The sequence below is a fragment of the Mariniflexile soesokkakense genome (genome assembly GCF_039650365.1).
Taxonomy (GTDB): Bacteria; Bacteroidota; Bacteroidia; order Flavobacteriales; family Flavobacteriaceae; genus Mariniflexile; species Mariniflexile soesokkakense.
Genome location: NZ_JAZHYP010000003.1, coordinates 79,269 through 98,014, shown reverse-complemented (window position 1 = coordinate 98,014; position 18,746 = coordinate 79,269). Strand labels below are relative to the sequence as shown.

Annotated in this window: 11 protein-coding genes and 1 tRNA gene; 8 read left to right on the top strand and 4 right to left on the bottom strand. The window is 34.7% G+C overall.

Annotated features, from left to right (window positions below; all coding sequences use genetic code 11):
* Positions 1-58 precede the first annotated feature (58 nt).
* On the top strand, positions 59-355 hold the full coding sequence (locus VP395_RS07160; RefSeq protein ID WP_346241093.1) for a thioredoxin family protein: 297 nt from the start codon (positions 59-61) through the stop codon (positions 353-355).
* Positions 356-378: 23 nt separating this feature from the next.
* On the opposite strand, the gene VP395_RS07155 is transcribed toward VP395_RS07160, so the two are convergent.
* On the bottom strand, positions 379-1,101 hold the full coding sequence (locus VP395_RS07155; protein ID WP_346241092.1) for a polysaccharide deacetylase family protein: 723 nt from the start codon (positions 1,099-1,101) through the stop codon (positions 379-381).
* 3 nt (positions 1,102-1,104) lie between these two features.
* Positions 1,105-4,413: a glycosyltransferase family 117 protein gene (locus tag VP395_RS07150; protein ID WP_346241091.1), complete on the bottom strand. Its 3,309-nt coding sequence runs from the start codon at positions 4,411-4,413 to the stop codon at positions 1,105-1,107.
* 240 nt (positions 4,414-4,653) lie between these two features.
* On the opposite strand from VP395_RS07150, the gene VP395_RS07145 reads away from it, so the two are divergent.
* Positions 4,654-4,726, top strand: a tRNA-Gln gene (locus VP395_RS07145).
* A gap of 312 nt (positions 4,727-5,038) precedes the next feature.
* A complete protein-coding gene (locus tag VP395_RS07140) occupies positions 5,039-8,086 on the top strand; it encodes a choice-of-anchor I domain-containing protein (RefSeq protein WP_346241090.1) in 3,048 nt (1,015 codons plus the stop codon).
* Positions 8,087-8,137: 51 nt separating this feature from the next.
* On the opposite strand, the gene VP395_RS07135 is transcribed toward VP395_RS07140, so the two are convergent.
* Complete coding sequence (locus tag VP395_RS07135; protein WP_346241089.1) at positions 8,138-8,962, bottom strand: universal stress protein; 825 nt, start codon at positions 8,960-8,962, stop codon at positions 8,138-8,140.
* 135 nt (positions 8,963-9,097) lie between these two features.
* Here VP395_RS07135 and rimP point away from each other — a divergent pair, with 135 nt between their 5' ends.
* The 3 genes from rimP to infB are packed head-to-tail and all read left to right on the top strand — an operon-like array spanning position 9,098 to position 13,642.
* The gene (gene rimP / locus VP395_RS07130; RefSeq protein ID WP_346241088.1) at positions 9,098-9,559 is read left to right on the top strand and encodes a ribosome assembly cofactor RimP; all 462 of its coding nucleotides are present in this window, start codon (positions 9,098-9,100) and stop codon (positions 9,557-9,559) included.
* 13 nt (positions 9,560-9,572) lie between these two features.
* A complete protein-coding gene (nusA, locus tag VP395_RS07125) occupies positions 9,573-10,805 on the top strand; it encodes a transcription termination factor NusA (protein ID WP_346241087.1) in 1,233 nt (410 codons plus the stop codon).
* A gap of 29 nt (positions 10,806-10,834) precedes the next feature.
* Entirely contained in the window at positions 10,835-13,642 is a 2,808-nt protein-coding gene (gene infB, locus VP395_RS07120) for a translation initiation factor IF-2 (RefSeq protein WP_346241086.1), read from the top strand.
* Positions 13,643-13,713: 71 nt separating this feature from the next.
* On the opposite strand, the gene VP395_RS07115 is transcribed toward infB, so the two are convergent.
* Positions 13,714-14,103, bottom strand: coding sequence for an SPOR domain-containing protein (locus VP395_RS07115; protein WP_346241085.1), 390 nt, complete (start codon positions 14,101-14,103; stop codon positions 13,714-13,716).
* Between the two features lie 214 nt (positions 14,104-14,317).
* Between VP395_RS07115 and VP395_RS07110 the strand changes: the two genes are divergently transcribed.
* Together VP395_RS07110 and VP395_RS07105 are read left to right on the top strand one after the other, a co-directional pair.
* A complete protein-coding gene (locus VP395_RS07110) occupies positions 14,318-15,601 on the top strand; it encodes a cytochrome c3 family protein (protein ID WP_346241779.1) in 1,284 nt (427 codons plus the stop codon).
* Positions 15,602-15,634: 33 nt separating this feature from the next.
* Entirely contained in the window at positions 15,635-18,739 is a 3,105-nt protein-coding gene (locus tag VP395_RS07105) for a TAT-variant-translocated molybdopterin oxidoreductase (RefSeq protein ID WP_346241084.1), read from the top strand.
* Positions 18,740-18,746: the final 7 nt, after the last annotated feature.

Sequence of the window (18,746 nt, the reverse complement as noted above, 5' to 3'; positions counted from 1 at the left end):
TATTTTCGAAAAATTGCGTAGGTTTGTATAAGTACATTTGACTAATAAACAATAGAGTATGTCAAAATTTGGGGAACTAATTGATGTAGAAATTCCTGTTTTGTTAGAATTTTTCACAGATTGGAATGATCAATCTACAGCAATGCATGCCGTTTTAAGAGATGTGGCAGCGGCACTTGGTGATAAAGCTAAAGTGATTAAAATTGATGTTGAAAAAAACGAAGAGCTAGCTGAAGCGTTGCGTGTAAAAACACTTCCAACATTAATTGTTTACAAAGACGGCGAAATGAAATGGCGACAAAGTGGTGAGCAAGACGCTAATACACTTATTGGCATCATTCAAAAGTATGTTTAACATTTCTGATTGTTCTGAAAATCTTATTTTAAATCAATCGATTTAAAAACAAACCCTTTTTTAGTATAAAACTCCAACACTTTTGGTAATGTGTATTGCATATTTTTTAATGCTTTTATACTATCGTGAAACACCACAATACTCCCGTTAATTGCATTTAAGGTAACATTTTTTAAGCAAGTTTCTTCTGAAACTTCTTTATCCCAATCAAAGGAGAGTACATCCCACATAATAATTTTGTAACCTAAATCTAAGAGTTTTTTTCCTTGTTTGGGGGTTATTTGTCCGTAAGGAGGACGGAAAAGATTGACGATTGACACTTGTTGACTGCCGTTTGTTGAATCATTGCCCCGATAGTTATCGGGATTGGAATTTGATTTTTGGAATTTGATTTTTGGGATTTGATTTTCAAAAACGGTTTTGCACAATTCAATATTAGCCAAATAGTCTTTCGATTTTGTTTTCCAGCCTTTAATATGGTTGTTTGTATGGTTTCCAATGGCATGTCCATCATCTAAAATATTTTGAAAGATGTCGGGGTGTTTTTCAATATTATTTCCAATGCAAAAAAAAGTAGCTTTTGCGTTGAATTTTTTTAGGGTATTTAATGTCCAATTAGTTATTTCTGGAGTTGGGCCATCATCAAACGTAAGATATAGAACCTTATCGTTAGTAGGGATGTCCCAAACATAGTTTGGGAACATCTTTTTGGCTACTAATGGAGTTTTTACAGGTGTTAAGGTCATGCCTTACTCAGTTGTTGAATCTATACTGCTATCGTTAGCTGGTATATCTAAATCTGTTTTTGGAGTATCTGATTTTTCACTTTGTCCTCCATAAAAGTGTTTAAATAGCATTAAATGATTGTTAAATATATCACCTTCTGCTTCAGCAAATTTAGGATCGTATTTTACAACAACGTTTATTAAGCCTTTATAGCGTTCAATATCCGTGTAAATATCTTCAAAAAATCGTTCTTGATTAGCCGTTTTTAATGTGCTGTAATAGAATAAATTCTCTTGGTATTTTTTAGCTACCTCTTTAAAGAGTTTTTGAGCTTTTTCTTTATTGCCTACTTCGTAGTAAGCACTTATGTACGGCTCTAAAAGCGTGTAGTATCCAAAATACTCAACAGGCATATTTGTCATGGCTATGTCTGCGATTTCTTCAGCTTTACTTAGTTTTTTCTCCGTAAGCAATTGTTCAATTAATCGGGCTAAATTACCTCTGTAAGAAATGGAGTTTTTACGTGTTTCTGGATCGTGATAAATATCTGGACTGCCACTATTGCCCCAATCCCATTTTTTAACTTTTTTGTACATAAGGTCGCTATCAACACGTCCCATGTCAAACGGGTTTGCTCTATCAACGGATGTTTTTATAGGTACTAATTTGTAACACATACCATCTAATTGTAAGTAGTCTTTCATCCAAATATAATCGTCGTCACCAAAGCTACCACCAGTAAAATAAATAGGACGCTTCCAATTGTTATTAGCAACAATATCAAGCATTAATAACCTGTTTTTGTATAAAGCACCACCACTTACATTTATATCAATATATGGTACTATTTTATCGGCGTCTTTAGGGCTTACTATACCAGATTTTAAAGCGTTTTCTTTGTTTACTGGAATCCTTAAGAACTCGGTTGGTAAATAGCTCGCATTTAAATCTTGTTCTCTAACTTGTGAAATATCAACCCCTTTTTGTTCTAAAATATATCTATACTTGGTTTTGGGGTTATTACTCGCAATAAAATCCAAAAACTGTTTTACTTGCAAGGTGTCTTTCACAACGGGTTCTATAATGATATAGTCATTAGTGCCATATTTATATAAATCGTGTGTTAGTTGTGAAGGAATCGGGTCGCTTTCATAAGCTTTACGTTTCATTTGGTCTATATACCAATCCGTTTGAAATAAACTGGTGTTTACAACGCGCACATCGGTTCTGTAGCCTTCAATTTCTTGAGCATACCAAAGTGCGAAGGTGTCATTATCTCCAATTGTGAATAGAATACCGTCTTCTGCACACGAATCTAAATACATTTTAGCCATAGACCTAGCGGTATATTTGTCTGATCGGTCGTGATCGTCCCAATTATTAGCTGCTAAAATACCTGGAACTAATATTAGACAGATAACAGATAATGCTGGTGCTAAAAGTTTAGGTGAAATGTATTTCTTTAAAGCATCATATAAGGCATATACACCAAAACCTATCCAAATGGCGAACACATAAAACGAGCCAACTACCGAGTAATCGCGCTCACGTGGTTCAAAAGGGCGTACGTTGGTATAAACCTGTATGGCGACTCCTGTAAAAAGGAAAAATACCAATAAAATCCAAAAGACGTTTTTGTTGCTATTGAATAAGAAGAAGAAACCTAAAAGTCCTAATATAAGGGGTAACAAGTAATAGGTGTTTCTTGCTTTGTTGTTTTTTACATCGCTAGGTAAATTGTCTTGAGACATTCCTAAAAGCTTTTCGTCTAATGGTTTTATGCCAGTTATCCAATTACCATGGTTGTCATACTTTCCTTGAATATCATCTTGTCTTCCTGAAAAATTCCACATAAAATAACGCCAGTACATGTAGCCTAATTGGTATTCAAACATATATTTAATGTTACTTGCCAATGAGGGTTTTTCAATATCAATATAACTTTTAAAACGTTTTAAAAAACTGTTGTAATCTTCATAATCAACAGAACCTTTAGCGACTTCACTTTTAAAGTTATTAATAGTAGTTCGCAATTCGTTTTCCATTTGGTACTCTGGTTTTAGTTTGAAATCTAAAAAACCAGAAAACATCATGTAGTTTTCGGCATGTTCTGCACTCCACATACGCGGAAGAATGGATGCATGCTTATGGTTGTAGTTTTGTTTCGCATTTTTGTAATTGTTTACAACCACGTATTCACCTTTGGCTTCGTCTTTTTCGTATTTAGGTTTGTCGTCTATATACGGGTTGTTTTCATCTAAATAAGCATATTGATCGGTAAACTGTGGGCCGTAAAACAAATGTGTTTCAGGATATTGCTCTAAATTATAATAAGCTAATAATTCTCTGGCGCTTGAGGGGTTGTTTTCATTAATAACCACATTGGCATTAGCACGAATAGGAAGTAGTAACCATGTTGAAAACCCAATAATAATAAAGGTGACGCATAATATGCCTGTATTAAGGTGAACCAATTCCTTTTTTTGTGTATAATTTAATCCGTAATAAATTATTCCTACCAATAAAATACCAGCAATAATAGAACCTGAATTAAAAGGAAGCCCGATTGAATTGACGAAGAAAATTTCAAAAACACTAAATATTTTAAGAATATTTGGTGCCAATAATTTAAAAATGAATAATAGTATAGCTACGGAAACTACATTGGCAATAATGAAGTTTTTTAGAGTAATGGTTTTGTAGTTTTTAAAATAGTATATAAGACCGATAGCAGGAATGGTTAATAATCCCATAAAGTGAACCCCAAAGGAAAGCCCAATAATAAAGGCAATTAATATAAGCCAACGGCTACCACGGGGTTTGTGCATGTCTTGTTCCCAACGCAGTCCAAGCCAAAACATAACGGCCATGATTAATGTAGCCATGGCATATACTTCAGTCTCTACAGCATTAAACCAAAACGAATCTGTAAATGTAAAAGCTAAACTACCAACTACACCGCTACCTAAAATAGCAATTGCTTTTTCTTTAGTGATGTCGTTTTTAAGACCAACTATTTTTTTTAAAAGCAACGTAATGGTCCAGAACATAAACAGAATGGTGAAGGCACTAGATATGGCACTCATCATATTCATCATAAAACCAACTTGAGAAGGCTCTAAAGCAAACATAGAGAAAAACGCTCCAAGCATTTGGAATAAAGGTGCTCCTGGTGGGTGACCTACTTGTAATTTAGCTGAAGTTAAAATATATTCGCCTGCATCCCAGAAACTAACAGTGGGCTCAACAGTTAAGCCGTAAGTTATAAATGCTATTAAAAAAGTGAGCCATCCTAAAATGGTGTTCCATTTTTTAAAATTAAAATTGGTCATATTGTGAAATTGTAGTTAGCAATTAATTGAAATAATTGGGTATTTATCTTTTAAATTCCAGATTTTTAGCTCTCAACTTAGAACTTTAAACTTGGAATGTTCAAAATCTGTGGCGAATTTAATAATAAATATGGTATTCAGTACGTTTTTAAGTAAACGTTAAGTATTGATAATTATTTTTTCAAAAAAATGCTTGCGAAAATAAAACTTTGTACTAAATTTGCACCCTCAATTACACATTGGCTTATGGTGTAACTGGCAACACGTCTGGTTTTGGTCCAGAAGAGTCTAGGTTCGAGCCCTAGTAAGCCAACATAATTGCAAAATCCTGATTCTAGATTGAGTCAGGATTTTTTTATTCAAATAATTGGGGCGTTACCACAAGGGTCGCTCTTTCCGCTTCAAATGCGTAGCATTTATGATTTCATTGATTTAAATTGTTGTGCATGAGTAATGGCTAACGCAAAACCATAACACCTTTTAATGTTTACGTAACATCCATAAACTTAAATTTCCATTTCATTAAAATTAGAAGTTGATATTTTACATCAACATAATTATAAGGTAATACCAAAAAAAAGAGTAATCACTTTATTTATGGAATTAATTAATTCAAATAAATGAAATGAAAAAAATTACTCTTTTTGCTAGTTTACTGGCGTTGTCTTTTACAAGTTTAAATAGCCAAAACACACTTCAGCACTTAGCAAGTTATCCAACAAGTGTTGAAGGCTCTGCTGAAACTGTTGCTTATGATGTAATCAACCAAAACGCCTTTTTTACTAATTCAGCAAGCAATAGTTTTACTATTGTAGATATTAGCAATCCAGTTGTGCCAACCTTAGTTAAAAATGTAGATTTATCTACTTACGGCGCAGGCCCAAATTCTATCGCTATACATGGTAATATTGTTGTGGTAGCTGTTGAAGCAAGCCCAAAACAAAACCCAGGTAAAGTGGTGTTTTTCGATTTAAATGGCGATTATGTTCACGAAATAACGGCAGGCGCTTTGCCAGATATGTTAACTTTCACTCCAGATGGTATGAAACTTTTGGTTGCAAATGAAGGAGAGCCATCTGATGATTATACCAACGACCCAGAGGGTACTATTTCTGTTGTAGATTTAAGCAATGGTGTTGTGTCTGCATCAGTAACTTCAATTAATTTCAATGCTTATAATGATAAAAAAGCATCGCTTCAAAATAAAGGCATTCGTATTTTTGGAAACAATGGAATGGCTACTGTTTCTCAGGATATGGAACCAGAATATATTACTGTTATAGAAGATGGTACTAGAGCTTATGTAGGTTGTCAAGAAAATAATGCATTGGTAGTTTTAAATTTAACTAACAATACTATTATTGATATTTTACCTTTAGGTTATAAAAACCATTTATTAGGAACACCAACAGTTACAAGTTATGCTATTAACGAGTTAGTTGCTAGCTGGCCAACGTTAGGAACACCGGTTTACGATGGTGGACAAGCGCCAGTACTTTTAGGTGGTTTCTCAGGATTGTTTTACGATGCTGCAAATTCTACAGCTACCAATTATGTTTTTTATGCTATACCAGATAGAGGACCTAATGCCGATGCCGTTTCTGGTGTTACACCCGCTTCTACAAAACCTTTAAGACCATTCAAATTGCCAGATTATCAAGGTAGAATCGTAAAATTCACTTTAAATAAAACAACAGGAGCAGTTACTTTAGATGATCAAATTCTTCTTACTAGAAAAGATGGAACAACCCCTATAACAGGAAAAGGAAATATTCCAGGATATGATGAAGTGCCAGTAACCTATACCGATGCTGCAACAGCTTATGTAAATTCAGATTATGTTGATGGGGCTTCAGAAGTATACCACGAGTTACCTTATGATGAATATGGCGGTGATTTTGAAGGTGTTTTAATTGATAAAGATGGTAACTTTTGGGCATGTGATGAGTACAGGCCAGCAGTATATAAGTTTCAACCTAACGGAACTTTAATAGAGCGTTATGTGCCATCTGGAACATCAGTATTGGGAACAACCCCCCAAGTAGCAGGAACTTACGGTGCAGAAACATTGCCTGCAGTATATTCTAAAAGATGGGATAATAGAGGTTTTGAAGCTATTGCTTATGATGAAGTTAATCACATAATTTATGCATTCATTCAATCGCCTATCGATAACCCCTCAAGTGCTGCGGTTAGAAACAAATCGGATGTCATAAGAATTTTAGGAATTAATGCCGATACAGGCGCTCCAGTTAGTGAGTATGTTTATTTATTAGAAAGAAACAAAGATGCAGGTTATGCGTCTTCAAGAGTTGATAAAATTGGTGATGCTGTTTATACAGGAAGCGGTAAATTTTTAGTTATTGAAAGAGATTCTGAAGGACCAACAGCAACCTATGGAAAAAAATATGTTTTTGAAGTAGACATTAATTACGCTACTAATATTTTAAATACGGTTTTAACAGGTTCAAAAGAATTAGAAGAATTATCGGCAGATGAAATTGTTGCTCAAAGTATATTTCCAGTTCATAAAAACAAAGTGGTAAACTTGCCAACAATTGGGTATCAATCATCTGATAAAGCTGAAGGTATTGCTTTGTTGCCAAACAACGAAATTGCCATATTAAATGACAACGATTTTGGTTTAGCAGGCGCAGGAATTACAGATGCCAGTGTATTAGGCATTATTTCTTTTGCAAACGATTATGGTTTTGATGCTTCCGATAAGGATAATGCGGTAAACATTACACAACACCCAACTTTAGGTATGTTTATGCCAGATGCCATCACTTCATATAAAGTAGGAGGTTTAAATTATATTGTAACAGCAAACGAAGGTGATTCTAGAGATTATGGCGGGTATTCTGAAGAAACACGTGTAAAGAACTTAACTTTAAATTCAGCTTATTATCCAAATGCTGCGGCACTTCAAGCTGATGCTGATTTAGGTAGGTTAAAAACAACCCTTGCAGATGGAGATTATAACAACGATGGAACTTTCGAACAAATTTATTCTTATGGAGCACGATCGTTTTCAATTTTTGATGAATACGGTAATTTAGTATTTGATAGTGCAGACCAATTTGGTCAAAAAATAGCTTCAGAAGAACCAACATTGTTTAATGAAGATGCTGGCGTAAAAGATGGTAGATCAGACGATAAAGGTGGTGAGCCAGAAGCAGTAGCCATTGGAACTATTGATGGTAAGATCTACGCTTTTATTGGTTTAGAAAGACAAAGTTCTATTTTAATGTACGACATCACAAACCCAAATGATGTTGAGTTTATCACTTACTATTCAGGAAATAGAACGTCTGGAGATACAGCACCTGAGATTATAAAATTCATTCCTGCAGCCAATAGTCCAAACTCAAAAAACATGCTTTTGGTAGGTTATGAAGTAAGTGGGTCGTTAGGGATTATACAAATAGACGAAACGGTACTTTCTATAAGTGAAGAAGTTGCAAAAAATGACTTCAAAATATATCCTAATCCAGTGGTTGAGGGTATTTTAAAATTCAATAAAACAATATCTGGAACTATTTACAATGTAAGTGGTCAAGAAGTTAAAATATTTAATAACGAAAGTTTTTTAAATGTATCTCAATTCACTTCTGGAATCTATATAATAAAAACAAAAGAGCACGGTGTTAAGCGCTTTATGAAATTATAAATTCAGTATAAATTAAATCAAAATCCCAATCGAAAGATTGGGATTTTTTTGTTAGATTTTGAATGTAATTACAGGTCGCTTTGCATGGTTTACTAAATCTTCACTGATACTGCCATTAAAGAAATGTGAAATACCTTGTCTGCCATGGGTACTCATACCAATTAAATCAGCTTCGATATATTGTGAAAAATTCATAATGCCTGTTTCAATGGTCACATCATTGTAGATGTTAATGGTATGACTTGGCATTTTTATATCTTTAATAAAACTTTGAATTCTATTTTGGGCGTCGTTTGATGTTATAAAATGATTTGGCGTATTCACCATAAGTAAGTGTATTTTAGAGCTGAAAATGTTGGCAAATGCAATAGCTTTTTTAAAAGGTGTTATGCTTTCTTCGTTAAAATCAGATGCAAAAACAAAGTCTTTTGTTTTGAATGTTTTGTGCTCATTTTTAATAACAAGTACAGGGGTTTCAGAAGTACGAACCACTTTTTCGGTATTACTGCCAATTAGCATTTCTTTTAGTCCACTTGCCCCGTTAGAACCCATAATAACCAAGTCTATTTGGTTTTTTTTGCAAACTTGAAATACCCCTTTAAATATTTCATGAAACTCGACATGTTCATGAATTACTAAGCCTTTTAAATAGTCTTTTGCTTTTATTTCTTCAAATTGTTTGTGTGCTAGCTTCATAAAAAACATAGCCTCAGGCAGGTCGTTATAAGAACTCATTGGGTCTACGGTGTGCATGGGTACTTCAAGGATATGCAGTAAATATAGTTCGCAATGATGTTTTTTTGCTAATTGAGCAGCTACCTTTAAAGCGTTTTCAGCTTGGGTAGAAAAGTCGGTAGGAACGAGTATTTTTTTCATGATTTCATAAGTAAGAATTACCTAAATTTATGAAATATTACTTTAGAAATCAATAAAATATTATATATTTGCACCGTTGAAAGGCTAAAATTAAAGAAAGAGGGGACGGAAAGTCCCCTCTTTTCATAATAAAAAATGTTTAAAAATACCGTTAAGAATTTATTAGACGCTGCGTTAATTGAACGACCAGATTTGTTTTTAATTGATTTCTCAATTCAAGGAGATAATCATATTAATATTGTGATTGATGGCGATAAAGGCGTTTTAGTTGAAGATTGTATGTTTGTTAGCAGAGCTATTGAACATAATTTAGATAGAGAAGAGCATGATTTTTCTTTAGAAGTCATGTCAGCTGGAGCATCGTCTCCTTTAACAGAAAAAAGGCAGTATAGCAAGAATTTAAAAAGAGAGCTAATTGTAAGAACAGTTTCAGAAAAACTAGAAGGCGTACTTACAAAAGCAACCGACACAAATATTACATTAGAGTGGAAAGTTAGGGAGCCAAAACCAGTAGGGAAGGGTAAAGTAACTGTGAAAAAACAAGCGGATATCGCTTATGAAGATATTGTAGAAGCAAAAGTTATGATTAAATTTTAATTCAATAAGAGTTATGGAGAATATCGCGTTAATTGAATCTTTTTCAGAATTCAAAGACGATAAGCTAATTGACAGAGTAACGTTAATGGCTATTTTAGAGGATGTATTTAGAAGTGCCTTAAAAAAGAAATATGGTGACGACGATAATTTCGACATTATTGTAAATCCGGATAAAGGTGATTTAGAGATTTGGAGAAATAGAGTGGTGGTGGCTGATGGTGAGGTTGAAGAACCAAACCAAGAAATTTCATTATCTGAAGCGCGTAAAATTGAGCCGGATTTTGAGGTAGGAGAAGAGGTTTCTGAAGAGGTGAAGCTTATCCATTTAGGAAGGCGTGCTATTTTAGCATTGCGCCAAAATCTTATTTCTAAAATTCATGAACACGATAACACCATCGTTTTTAAACAATTTAAAGATTTAATTGGTGAAATTTATACTGCTGAGGTACATCATATTCGTCACAGAGCGGTTATTTTATTAGATGATGAAGGAAACGAAATTGTGCTTCCAAAGGAAAAACAAATACCATCCGATTTCTTTAGAAAAGGTGACAATGTAAGAGGTGTTGTTGATAGTGTTGAATTAAAAGGCGCTAAACCAACCATCATTATGTCTAGAACGTCTCCGGCGTTTTTAGAAAAACTTTTCGAACAAGAAATTCCAGAAGTTTTTGATGGCTTAATTACTATTAAAAACGTAGTGAGAATACCTGGAGAAAAAGCAAAAGTAGCTGTAGATTCTTATGATGATAGAATCGACCCTGTTGGTGCTTGTGTAGGTATGAAAGGTTCAAGAATTCACGGTATTGTGCGTGAACTTGGTAACGAGAATATTGATGTAATTAATTACACAAACAATTTACAATTATATATAACAAGAGCGTTAAGCCCTGCAAGAGTAACTTCAATAAAAATTAATGAAGAAACGAAGCGCGCTGAGGTTATTTTAAAACCAGAAGAAGTTAGTAAAGCCATTGGTAGGGGTGGTCATAACATTCGTTTGGCAGGTCAATTAACTGGCTATGAAATTGATGTGTTTAGAGAAGGTGCTGAGGAAGATGTTGAGTTAAGAGAGTTCTCTGATGAAATTGAAAGCTGGATTATAGAAGAATTTAGTAAAGCGGGATTAGATACTGCAAAAAGCATTTTAGAGCAAGATGTAGTAGATTTAGTAAAAAGAACAGATTTAGAAGAAGAAACAATTAAAGACGTTATTAGAATTCTTAGAGAAGAATTTGAAGAATAACATATATTTGAGTATTTTAAAGGCAATTTATGGCTGACACAATTAGATTAAATAAAGTATTACGTGAACTCAATATTTCTATTGACCGCGCAGTTGATTTCTTGGAATCAAAAGGGGTTGATATTGAAAAAAGTCCGAATACTAAAATTTCAGAAGAAGTACATTCAATTCTTTCAAATGAATTTCAAACAGATGCCAACAAAAAAGTAGCATCTAAAGAGGTTGGTGAAGCAAAATTGAAAGAAAAAGAAGTGCTGCGTGAGCAAAGAGAACGTGAAATTGAAGAAAAGCAAAAAGAATCAGCCAGGAAAGAAGAAATAATAAAAGCCACTAAAACGCTTTCTGGACCTAAGCAGGTTGGAAAAATTGATTTGGGTTCTAATAAAACTGATGAAGTACCTGTTACAGCAAAGCAAGAAGATAAATCTGTTGAGGTTTCTAAAGAAGAAGTTGTAGAAAAGGTCATTGAAAAAGAACCGGTTAAAGAGGAAGTGGTAAAACCTCAAGTTATTGTTGAGGATAAGAAAGAAACTAAACCAGAAGCTGCCAAATCTAAAATAGGAATTACACCGGAATCTAAAAAAGATACTGAAGTTAAAAAACAGATAACTAATTCTGAAGGTGAATTAATTCCTGAAGAAAAGGTGAAAACTAAATATCAGGTACTTACCGGTCCAAAAATAGCAGGCGATAAAATTGACTTATCTCAATTCAATAAGCCTAAGAAAAAGAAAGAAGACAAGAGGCCAGATTCAAAGCCCGGTGATGCAGCTTCGGCCAACAAGAAAAAACGTAGACGTATTAGTAAAGTTGGTGGCCCGCAACAAGGCACTGATAATAGAGGTGGTGGAGATTCGAATAAGTCAGGTAGCGACCGTTTTAAAGGTAATAAACCAGGGCAAGCAAGACGTCCTATTGTTAAAGAAGATCCTAGTGATGAGGATGTTAAAAAGCAAGTACGTGAAACTTTAGAGAAACTTCAAGGAAAGTCTTCAAAAGGTAAAGGTGCTAAATATAGAAGAGATAAAAGAGATCAACATAGAGATCAAACCGAAAGAAATCTAGAGCAAGAAGCAGCAGAAAGTAAAATTCTTAAAGTTACAGAGTTTGTCACTGCAAGTGAAGTGGCTACTATGATGGATGTTCAAGTTACTCAAATTATTTCGGCGTGTATGTCGCTTGGTATGATGGTAACTATGAATCAGCGTTTAGATGCTGAAACATTATCTATTGTAGCGGATGAATTTGGATTCGAGGTAGAATTTGTAACAGCTGATATTGAAGAGTCTATTGAGCTTTTTGAAGATAAGGAAGAAGATTTAAAACCACGAGCACCTATTGTAACCGTAATGGGTCACGTAGATCATGGTAAAACATCGCTTTTAGATTATATACGTAAAGAAAATGTAATTGCTGGTGAATCTGGCGGTATTACACAACATATTGGTGCTTATGGTGTTGAACTAGATAACGGGCAAAAAATCGCCTTTTTAGATACACCTGGTCACGAAGCGTTTACCGCAATGCGTGCTCGTGGAGCTCAAGTTACAGATATAGCAATTATTGTGGCGGCTGCAGATGATGATATTATGCCGCAAACAAAAGAAGCTATAGCGCATGCCCAAGCAGCAGGAGTTCCAATAGTTTTTGCGATCAATAAAATTGATAAACCAGCTGCAAATCCTGAAAAAATTAAAGAAGGATTAGCGCAAATGAATTTATTAGTTGAAGATTGGGGTGGTAAAATTCAATCGCATGATATTTCTGCAAAAGTAGGTACGGGTGTTAAAGAATTATTAGAAAAAGTATTACTTGAAGCCGAATTATTAGAGTTAAAAGCAAATCCAAATAAGCCAGCATTAGGCACTGTTGTTGAAGCATTTTTAGATAAAGGTCGTGGATACGTTGCAACTATTTTGGTGCAGGCAGGAACCCTTAAAGTTGGTGATTATGTATTAGCGGGAAAAAACAGCGGTAAAGTAAAAGCCATGCACGACGAACGCGGTAATAACGTTGTTGCTGCAGGTCCATCAACACCAGTATCTATATTAGGTTTAGATGGTGCACCACAGGCAGGAGATAAATTTAATGTATTTGAAGATGAGCGTGAAGCGAAGCAAATTGCTTCAAAACGCGCACAATTACAACGCGAACAATCGGTTAGAACACAGCGCCATATTACGTTAGATGAAATTGGGCGTCGTATTGCATTAGGTGATTTCCAAGAATTGAATATCATACTTAAAGGTGATGTTGATGGTTCAGTGGAAGCGTTAACCGATTCATTCCAAAAACTATCAACTGAAGAAATTCAAGTAAATATTTTACATAAAGGAGTTGGTGCTATCACCGAAAGCGATGTGTTGTTAGCAACTGCTTCTGATGCTATTATTATCGGATTTAATGTACGTCCTGTTGGAAATGCAAGAAGTATTGCTGATAAAGAAGAAATTGATATCAGAACATACTCTATTATATATGATGCCATAAACGATCTTAAAGATGCGATGGAAGGTATGTTGTCTCCAGAGTTTAAAGAAGAAATTTTAGGTACTGCGGAAATTAGAGAAATATTTAAGGTGACCAAAATTGGTAGTATTGCTGGTTGTATGGTGACTAGCGGAAAAATCCTTAGAAGTTCTAGTGTTCGTTTAATTAGAGATGGTGTGGTAGTTTATACTGGCGAATTAGCATCCTTAAAACGATTTAAGGACGATGCTAAAGAAGTAACCAAAGGTTTCGATTGTGGTATGCAAATCAAAAACTACAACGATATTCAAGAAGGTGATATAATTGAAGCTTTCCACCAAGTGGAAGTTAAAAAGAAACTTAAATAATTTGAGTTTCAATAAATAAAAAAGCGACCATTGGTCGCTTTTTTATTTATTGAAACATTTCTAAACATTAATCATTTCTTTGGTTTAAAAATAAAGGCAGAAGGAAACTTATTTTTAATTTTATTCAAAGCTCTGTCCGCTTCTAATCGTGTTCTAAAATTCCCAACCCAAACTTTAAAATTTGGGGGTTCGTATATGTCGGTAGAATTCCAATCGGAAAAGGAGTTTCCAAATTCTTTTATAGCGGCACTGGCTCCAGACCTATTGCCATTATATATTTGTATTTTATATCTATCAGAATCACTCTCGTTTTTATTCATTTCTTTTTTAACCTCTAGTAAAGTGGCTATTTTTTTGTCTTGATTAACTACAACATTTCCTTGTTGTGCAAAACAATAGTTTGCGGTTGATATAAAAGCTAAAATACCTAAAGCGCTAATTTTTAAATTTAATGATTTCATTTTCAAATATATTTACACAAATGTATACGTTATAAACTTAATTTAAGCTGTTTTTATTATTTAGAATCTCTCTAAATTATCAATTAACAGTTCTCTAACATTTCTCAAATCGACTTTAAGTATTACTTTTGTTTGAGATTTTTTTAACTGTATTTTTTTCAATTGTTAAATGAAAAAATCATACCAAAGTTTAGAAGTTAATTTGACCAACAATATGAGAAAGGTGATTCACCGTAAATTAAGCGTAAACATTCTTCGTATAAGCTTAGTTTTATTATTAGCGTTTACAACCTCGCTTTCTGCTCAAGGAGATCCAGCAAAAGGGAAATCATTATTTAATGCCAATTGTGCAGCATGTCATCAACTAGATAAGAAAATGACAGGGCCTGCTTTACGTAATGTAGAAGCACGTTTAGCTGATGAACAAGGTTTGGGTAAAGATTGGATTTATGCTTGGGTAAAAAATAGTCCAGGAGTCATTAAATCTGGCGACGCTTACGCAAACAAAGTATATAATGAGTATGGCGGTGCGGCGATGACTGCGTTCCCACAATTATCTGATGAAGATATTGATAACATTCTTGCATATACTGCTGAAGTTTCAGTAACAGCTAAGGATGGGGGTAATATGCCTCCACCGCCACCACCAGTTGATCCTGGTATTTCAAACGAAATTATCTTAGGCGCTTTAGCTATCCTATTTATATTGTTGGCAGCTGGGTTGTTTTTAGTGAACAAAACATTACGTCGTTTTGCTGAGGCTCAAAATATAGAATTGCCTAAAGAAACTAAAAGAACACCACTTTGGCAAGCATTTGTTCAAAACCAATTTTTAATGTTGGTTGTGGCTATATTCTTTTTGTTGTCTAGTGCTTATTTTGTTTATGGTTATTTTATGCAGGTTGGTGTAGATCAAGGGTATCAACCGGTACAGCCAATTCACTTTTCGCATAAAATACATGCTGGTGATAACGGTATCGATTGTAAATACTGTCACTCTTCTGCAAGAACAAGTAAAACTTCAGGAATTCCATCATTAAATGTTTGTATGAACTGTCATAAATCAATTTACGAATACAAGGGAGAAACAACTCCAGAGCATTCTAAAGATTTCTATGATGGTGAAATTAAAAAACTATACAAAGCAGCAGGATGGGATGATGCTGAACAAAAATACACAGGAAACTCACAACCTGTAAAATGGGTACGTATTCATAACTTGCCGGATTTCGTTTACTTTAACCACTCACAACACGTTACAGTTGCTGGTGTCGAGTGTCAAACATGTCACGGTCCAATAGAAGAAATGGAAGTGGTTTCTCAGCATGCGCCTTTAACTATGGGTTGGTGTATTGAATGCCACAGAACTACCGATGTTAACGTAAAAGATAATGCATACTATACTAAAATTCATGAAGAATTATCTAAAAAGTATGGTGTAGATAAGTTAACGGCTGCTCAAATGGGTGGTTTAGAATGTGGAAAATGCCACTATTAATAAATTTAATAAGAAGTAATTCAATTATATAATATGTCATCAAACAAGAAATACTGGAAAAGTGTTGAAGAGCTAAACGAGAATAGTTCTATTGTTGAGACGCTAAAACAAAACGAGTTTGTAGAACAAATTCCTACTGATGAATTTTTAGGTGATAAAAATACATTAGAAGCAAGTTCTACTACACGTCGCGATTTCTTAAAATATGTAGGGTTTAGTACAGCTGCAGCATCTTTAGCTGCTTGCGAAGGACCTGTTGTTAAATCTATTCCTTATGTAGTACAACCTCAAGAGATTATTCCTGGTGTTGCCAACTATTATGCAACAACTATTGCTGATGGATTTGATTTTGCTAGTGTTTTAGTTAAAACGCGTGAAGGTCGTCCCATTAAAATTGAAAATAACACTTTAGCTGCTGTTAATGGAACAGCAAATGCTAGGGTTAATGCTTCGGTTTTAGGATTGTACGATAGTTTAAGAGTTCAAGGGCCCAAAAAAGCAGGAGCCTCTATTTCTTGGAGTACATTTGATAAAGAAACCAATCAAAAATTAACCGATTTAAAAGTTGCTGGTAAAGAAATTGTGTTACTAACACAAACTTTTGCGAGCCCTTCTACTAGTAAGTTAATTTCCGAATTTAAAGAAAAATACGGTAATGTTCGTCATGTAGTTTATGATGCTGTTTCAGAATCGGCTGCGTTAGATGCTTACCAAGCAAAATATGGAGAGCGTGGTTTAGCTAATTACGATTTCTCTAATGCCATGACCATCGTTTCTGTTGGTGCCGATTTCTTAGGCGATTGGCAAGGTGGTGGTTTTGATTCTGGTTATTCAAAAAACAGAATTCCGCAACATGGTGAGATGTCTCGTCACATTCAGTTTGAGTCTAATATGTCTTTAACTGGTGCCAATGCCGATAAGCGTGTACCATTAACACCAAGCGAACAAAAAATAGCTTTAGCTAAATTATACAGTTATGTAGTTGGTGGTTCTGTTTCAGGAAGCTTGCCATCACATATTGAAGATGCTGTTAAAAAAGCAGCAGCTCAATTAAAGAAAGCTGGAAGCAAAGGCGTTGTAGTTACAGGAATTCAAGACGTCAATGCTCAAACCGTTGCTTTAGAAATAAATGCATTTTTAGGTAGTAAAGCATTCGACCCAAAAACTCCTGTAAAAACAAGACAAGGTAGTGATAATGCTGTTTTAAGTTTAGTTGCTGATATGAAAGCAGGTAAAGTTGGCGCTATTATAATGAGTGGTGTAAATCCAGTTTATACGTTGCCTAATGCTTCAGATTTTGTAACAGGATTAAAGAAAACAGAATTATCTATTGCGTTCTCAATGAAAGTTGATGAAACTGCGTCAGAAACGCAATACGTGGCAGCAGCACCTCATTATTTAGAATCTTGGGGCGATGTTGAATTGAAAAAAGGACATTACGCGCTTACACAGCCAGCTATTCGTCCGTTATTCAAAACAAGACAATTTCAAGAAGCTTTATTAAAATGGACAGGAAGCGATGTTTCTTACCACGATTATATTAAAGATACTTGGGGAACAACTATTTTAGGTGGTAGTTCATTCAATCAAGCGCTACACGATGGTGTGTATTTTGGAGCTATTGCTACTGAAACTGAAGATACATCAGATGCTGAAACATCTGCTGAAACACCTTCAGGAAATGCTGCAAGTGCTTTAGCTGCTTCAGCAAAAAAATCAGGTTTAGAATTAACATTATATACCAAAGTAGGTATGGGTGATGGGCAACAAGCCAATAACCCATGGTTACAAGAATTTCCAGACCCTATTACAAGAACATCTTGGGATAACTATTTAACCATTTCAAAAGCTGATGCTGACGCATTAGGTTTAATTAATAAGCACGTTGCAAATGGCGCTTTAAATGGTAGTTATGCTAATGTGACTGTAAACGGAACAACTATAACTGTACCGGTTATGATTCAACCTGGGCAAGCTAAAGGTTCTGTTGGATTAGCGTTAGGTTACGGAAAAACAAAAGGTTTAAAAGAAGAAATGCAAACAGGTGTTAATGCCTATGCATTATATAAAGGTTTTAATACAGTACAAAACGTTACTATTGAAGCTACAGCTGGAGAGCATGAATTTGCATCGGTACAGTTACATAATACGTTGATGGGACGTGGCGATATTATTAAAGAAACATCTTTAGAGATTTTTAATACATACGACAGAGAAGATCATAAGCATGGTTGGAATGTAGTTCCTAAAGTATCTTTAAACCATAAAGAAACTCCAGTAACATCTCCAGATGTAGATTTATGGGATGAATTTGATCGCTCTATTGGGCATCATTTCAACTTATCAATCGATTTAAATGCTTGTACAGGATGTGGGGCATGTGTTATCGCTTGTCACGCTGAAAATAACGTACCAGTAGTTGGTAAAACAGAAGTGCGTCGTAGCCGCGATATGCATTGGTTACGTATCGATAGATATTATTCATCTGAAGAATCGTTTGTAGGTGATAACAAGAAAAAAGAAGATATTTCTGGATTAGGAAGTTCATTAAGCGAATTTGGCGAAATGGAACATGCTTCAGTGAATCCACAAGTAGCATTCCAACCAGTAATGTGTCAGCACTGTAACCACGCACCTTGTGAAACTGTTTGTCCTGTGGCAGCAACGTCGCATGGTCGCCAAGGTCAAAACCATATGGCTTACAACCGTTGTGTAGGTACTAGATATTGTGCAAACAACTGTCCTTATAAAGTACGTCGTTTCAACTGGTTTTTGTACAATGGAAATGATGAGTTCGATTACCATATGAATGACGATTTAGGTCGTATGGTATTAAATCCAGATGTGGTTGTACGTTCTCGTGGTGTTATGGAAAAATGTTCTATGTGTATTCAAAAAACACAAAAAACAATTCTTGATGCAAAACGTGATGGACGCGAAATTAAAGATGGTGAATTCCAAACAGCATGTTCTGCAGCTTGTGGAAATGGTGCGATGGTTTTTGGAGATATCAATGATAAAGAAAGTAAAGTTGCAAAACTTAAAGAAGATAACCGTATGTATCACTTATTAGAGCATGTTGGGGTAAAACCAAACGTGATGTATCAAACAAAAGTGAGAAATACAACTGAAGCATAAATCTAAT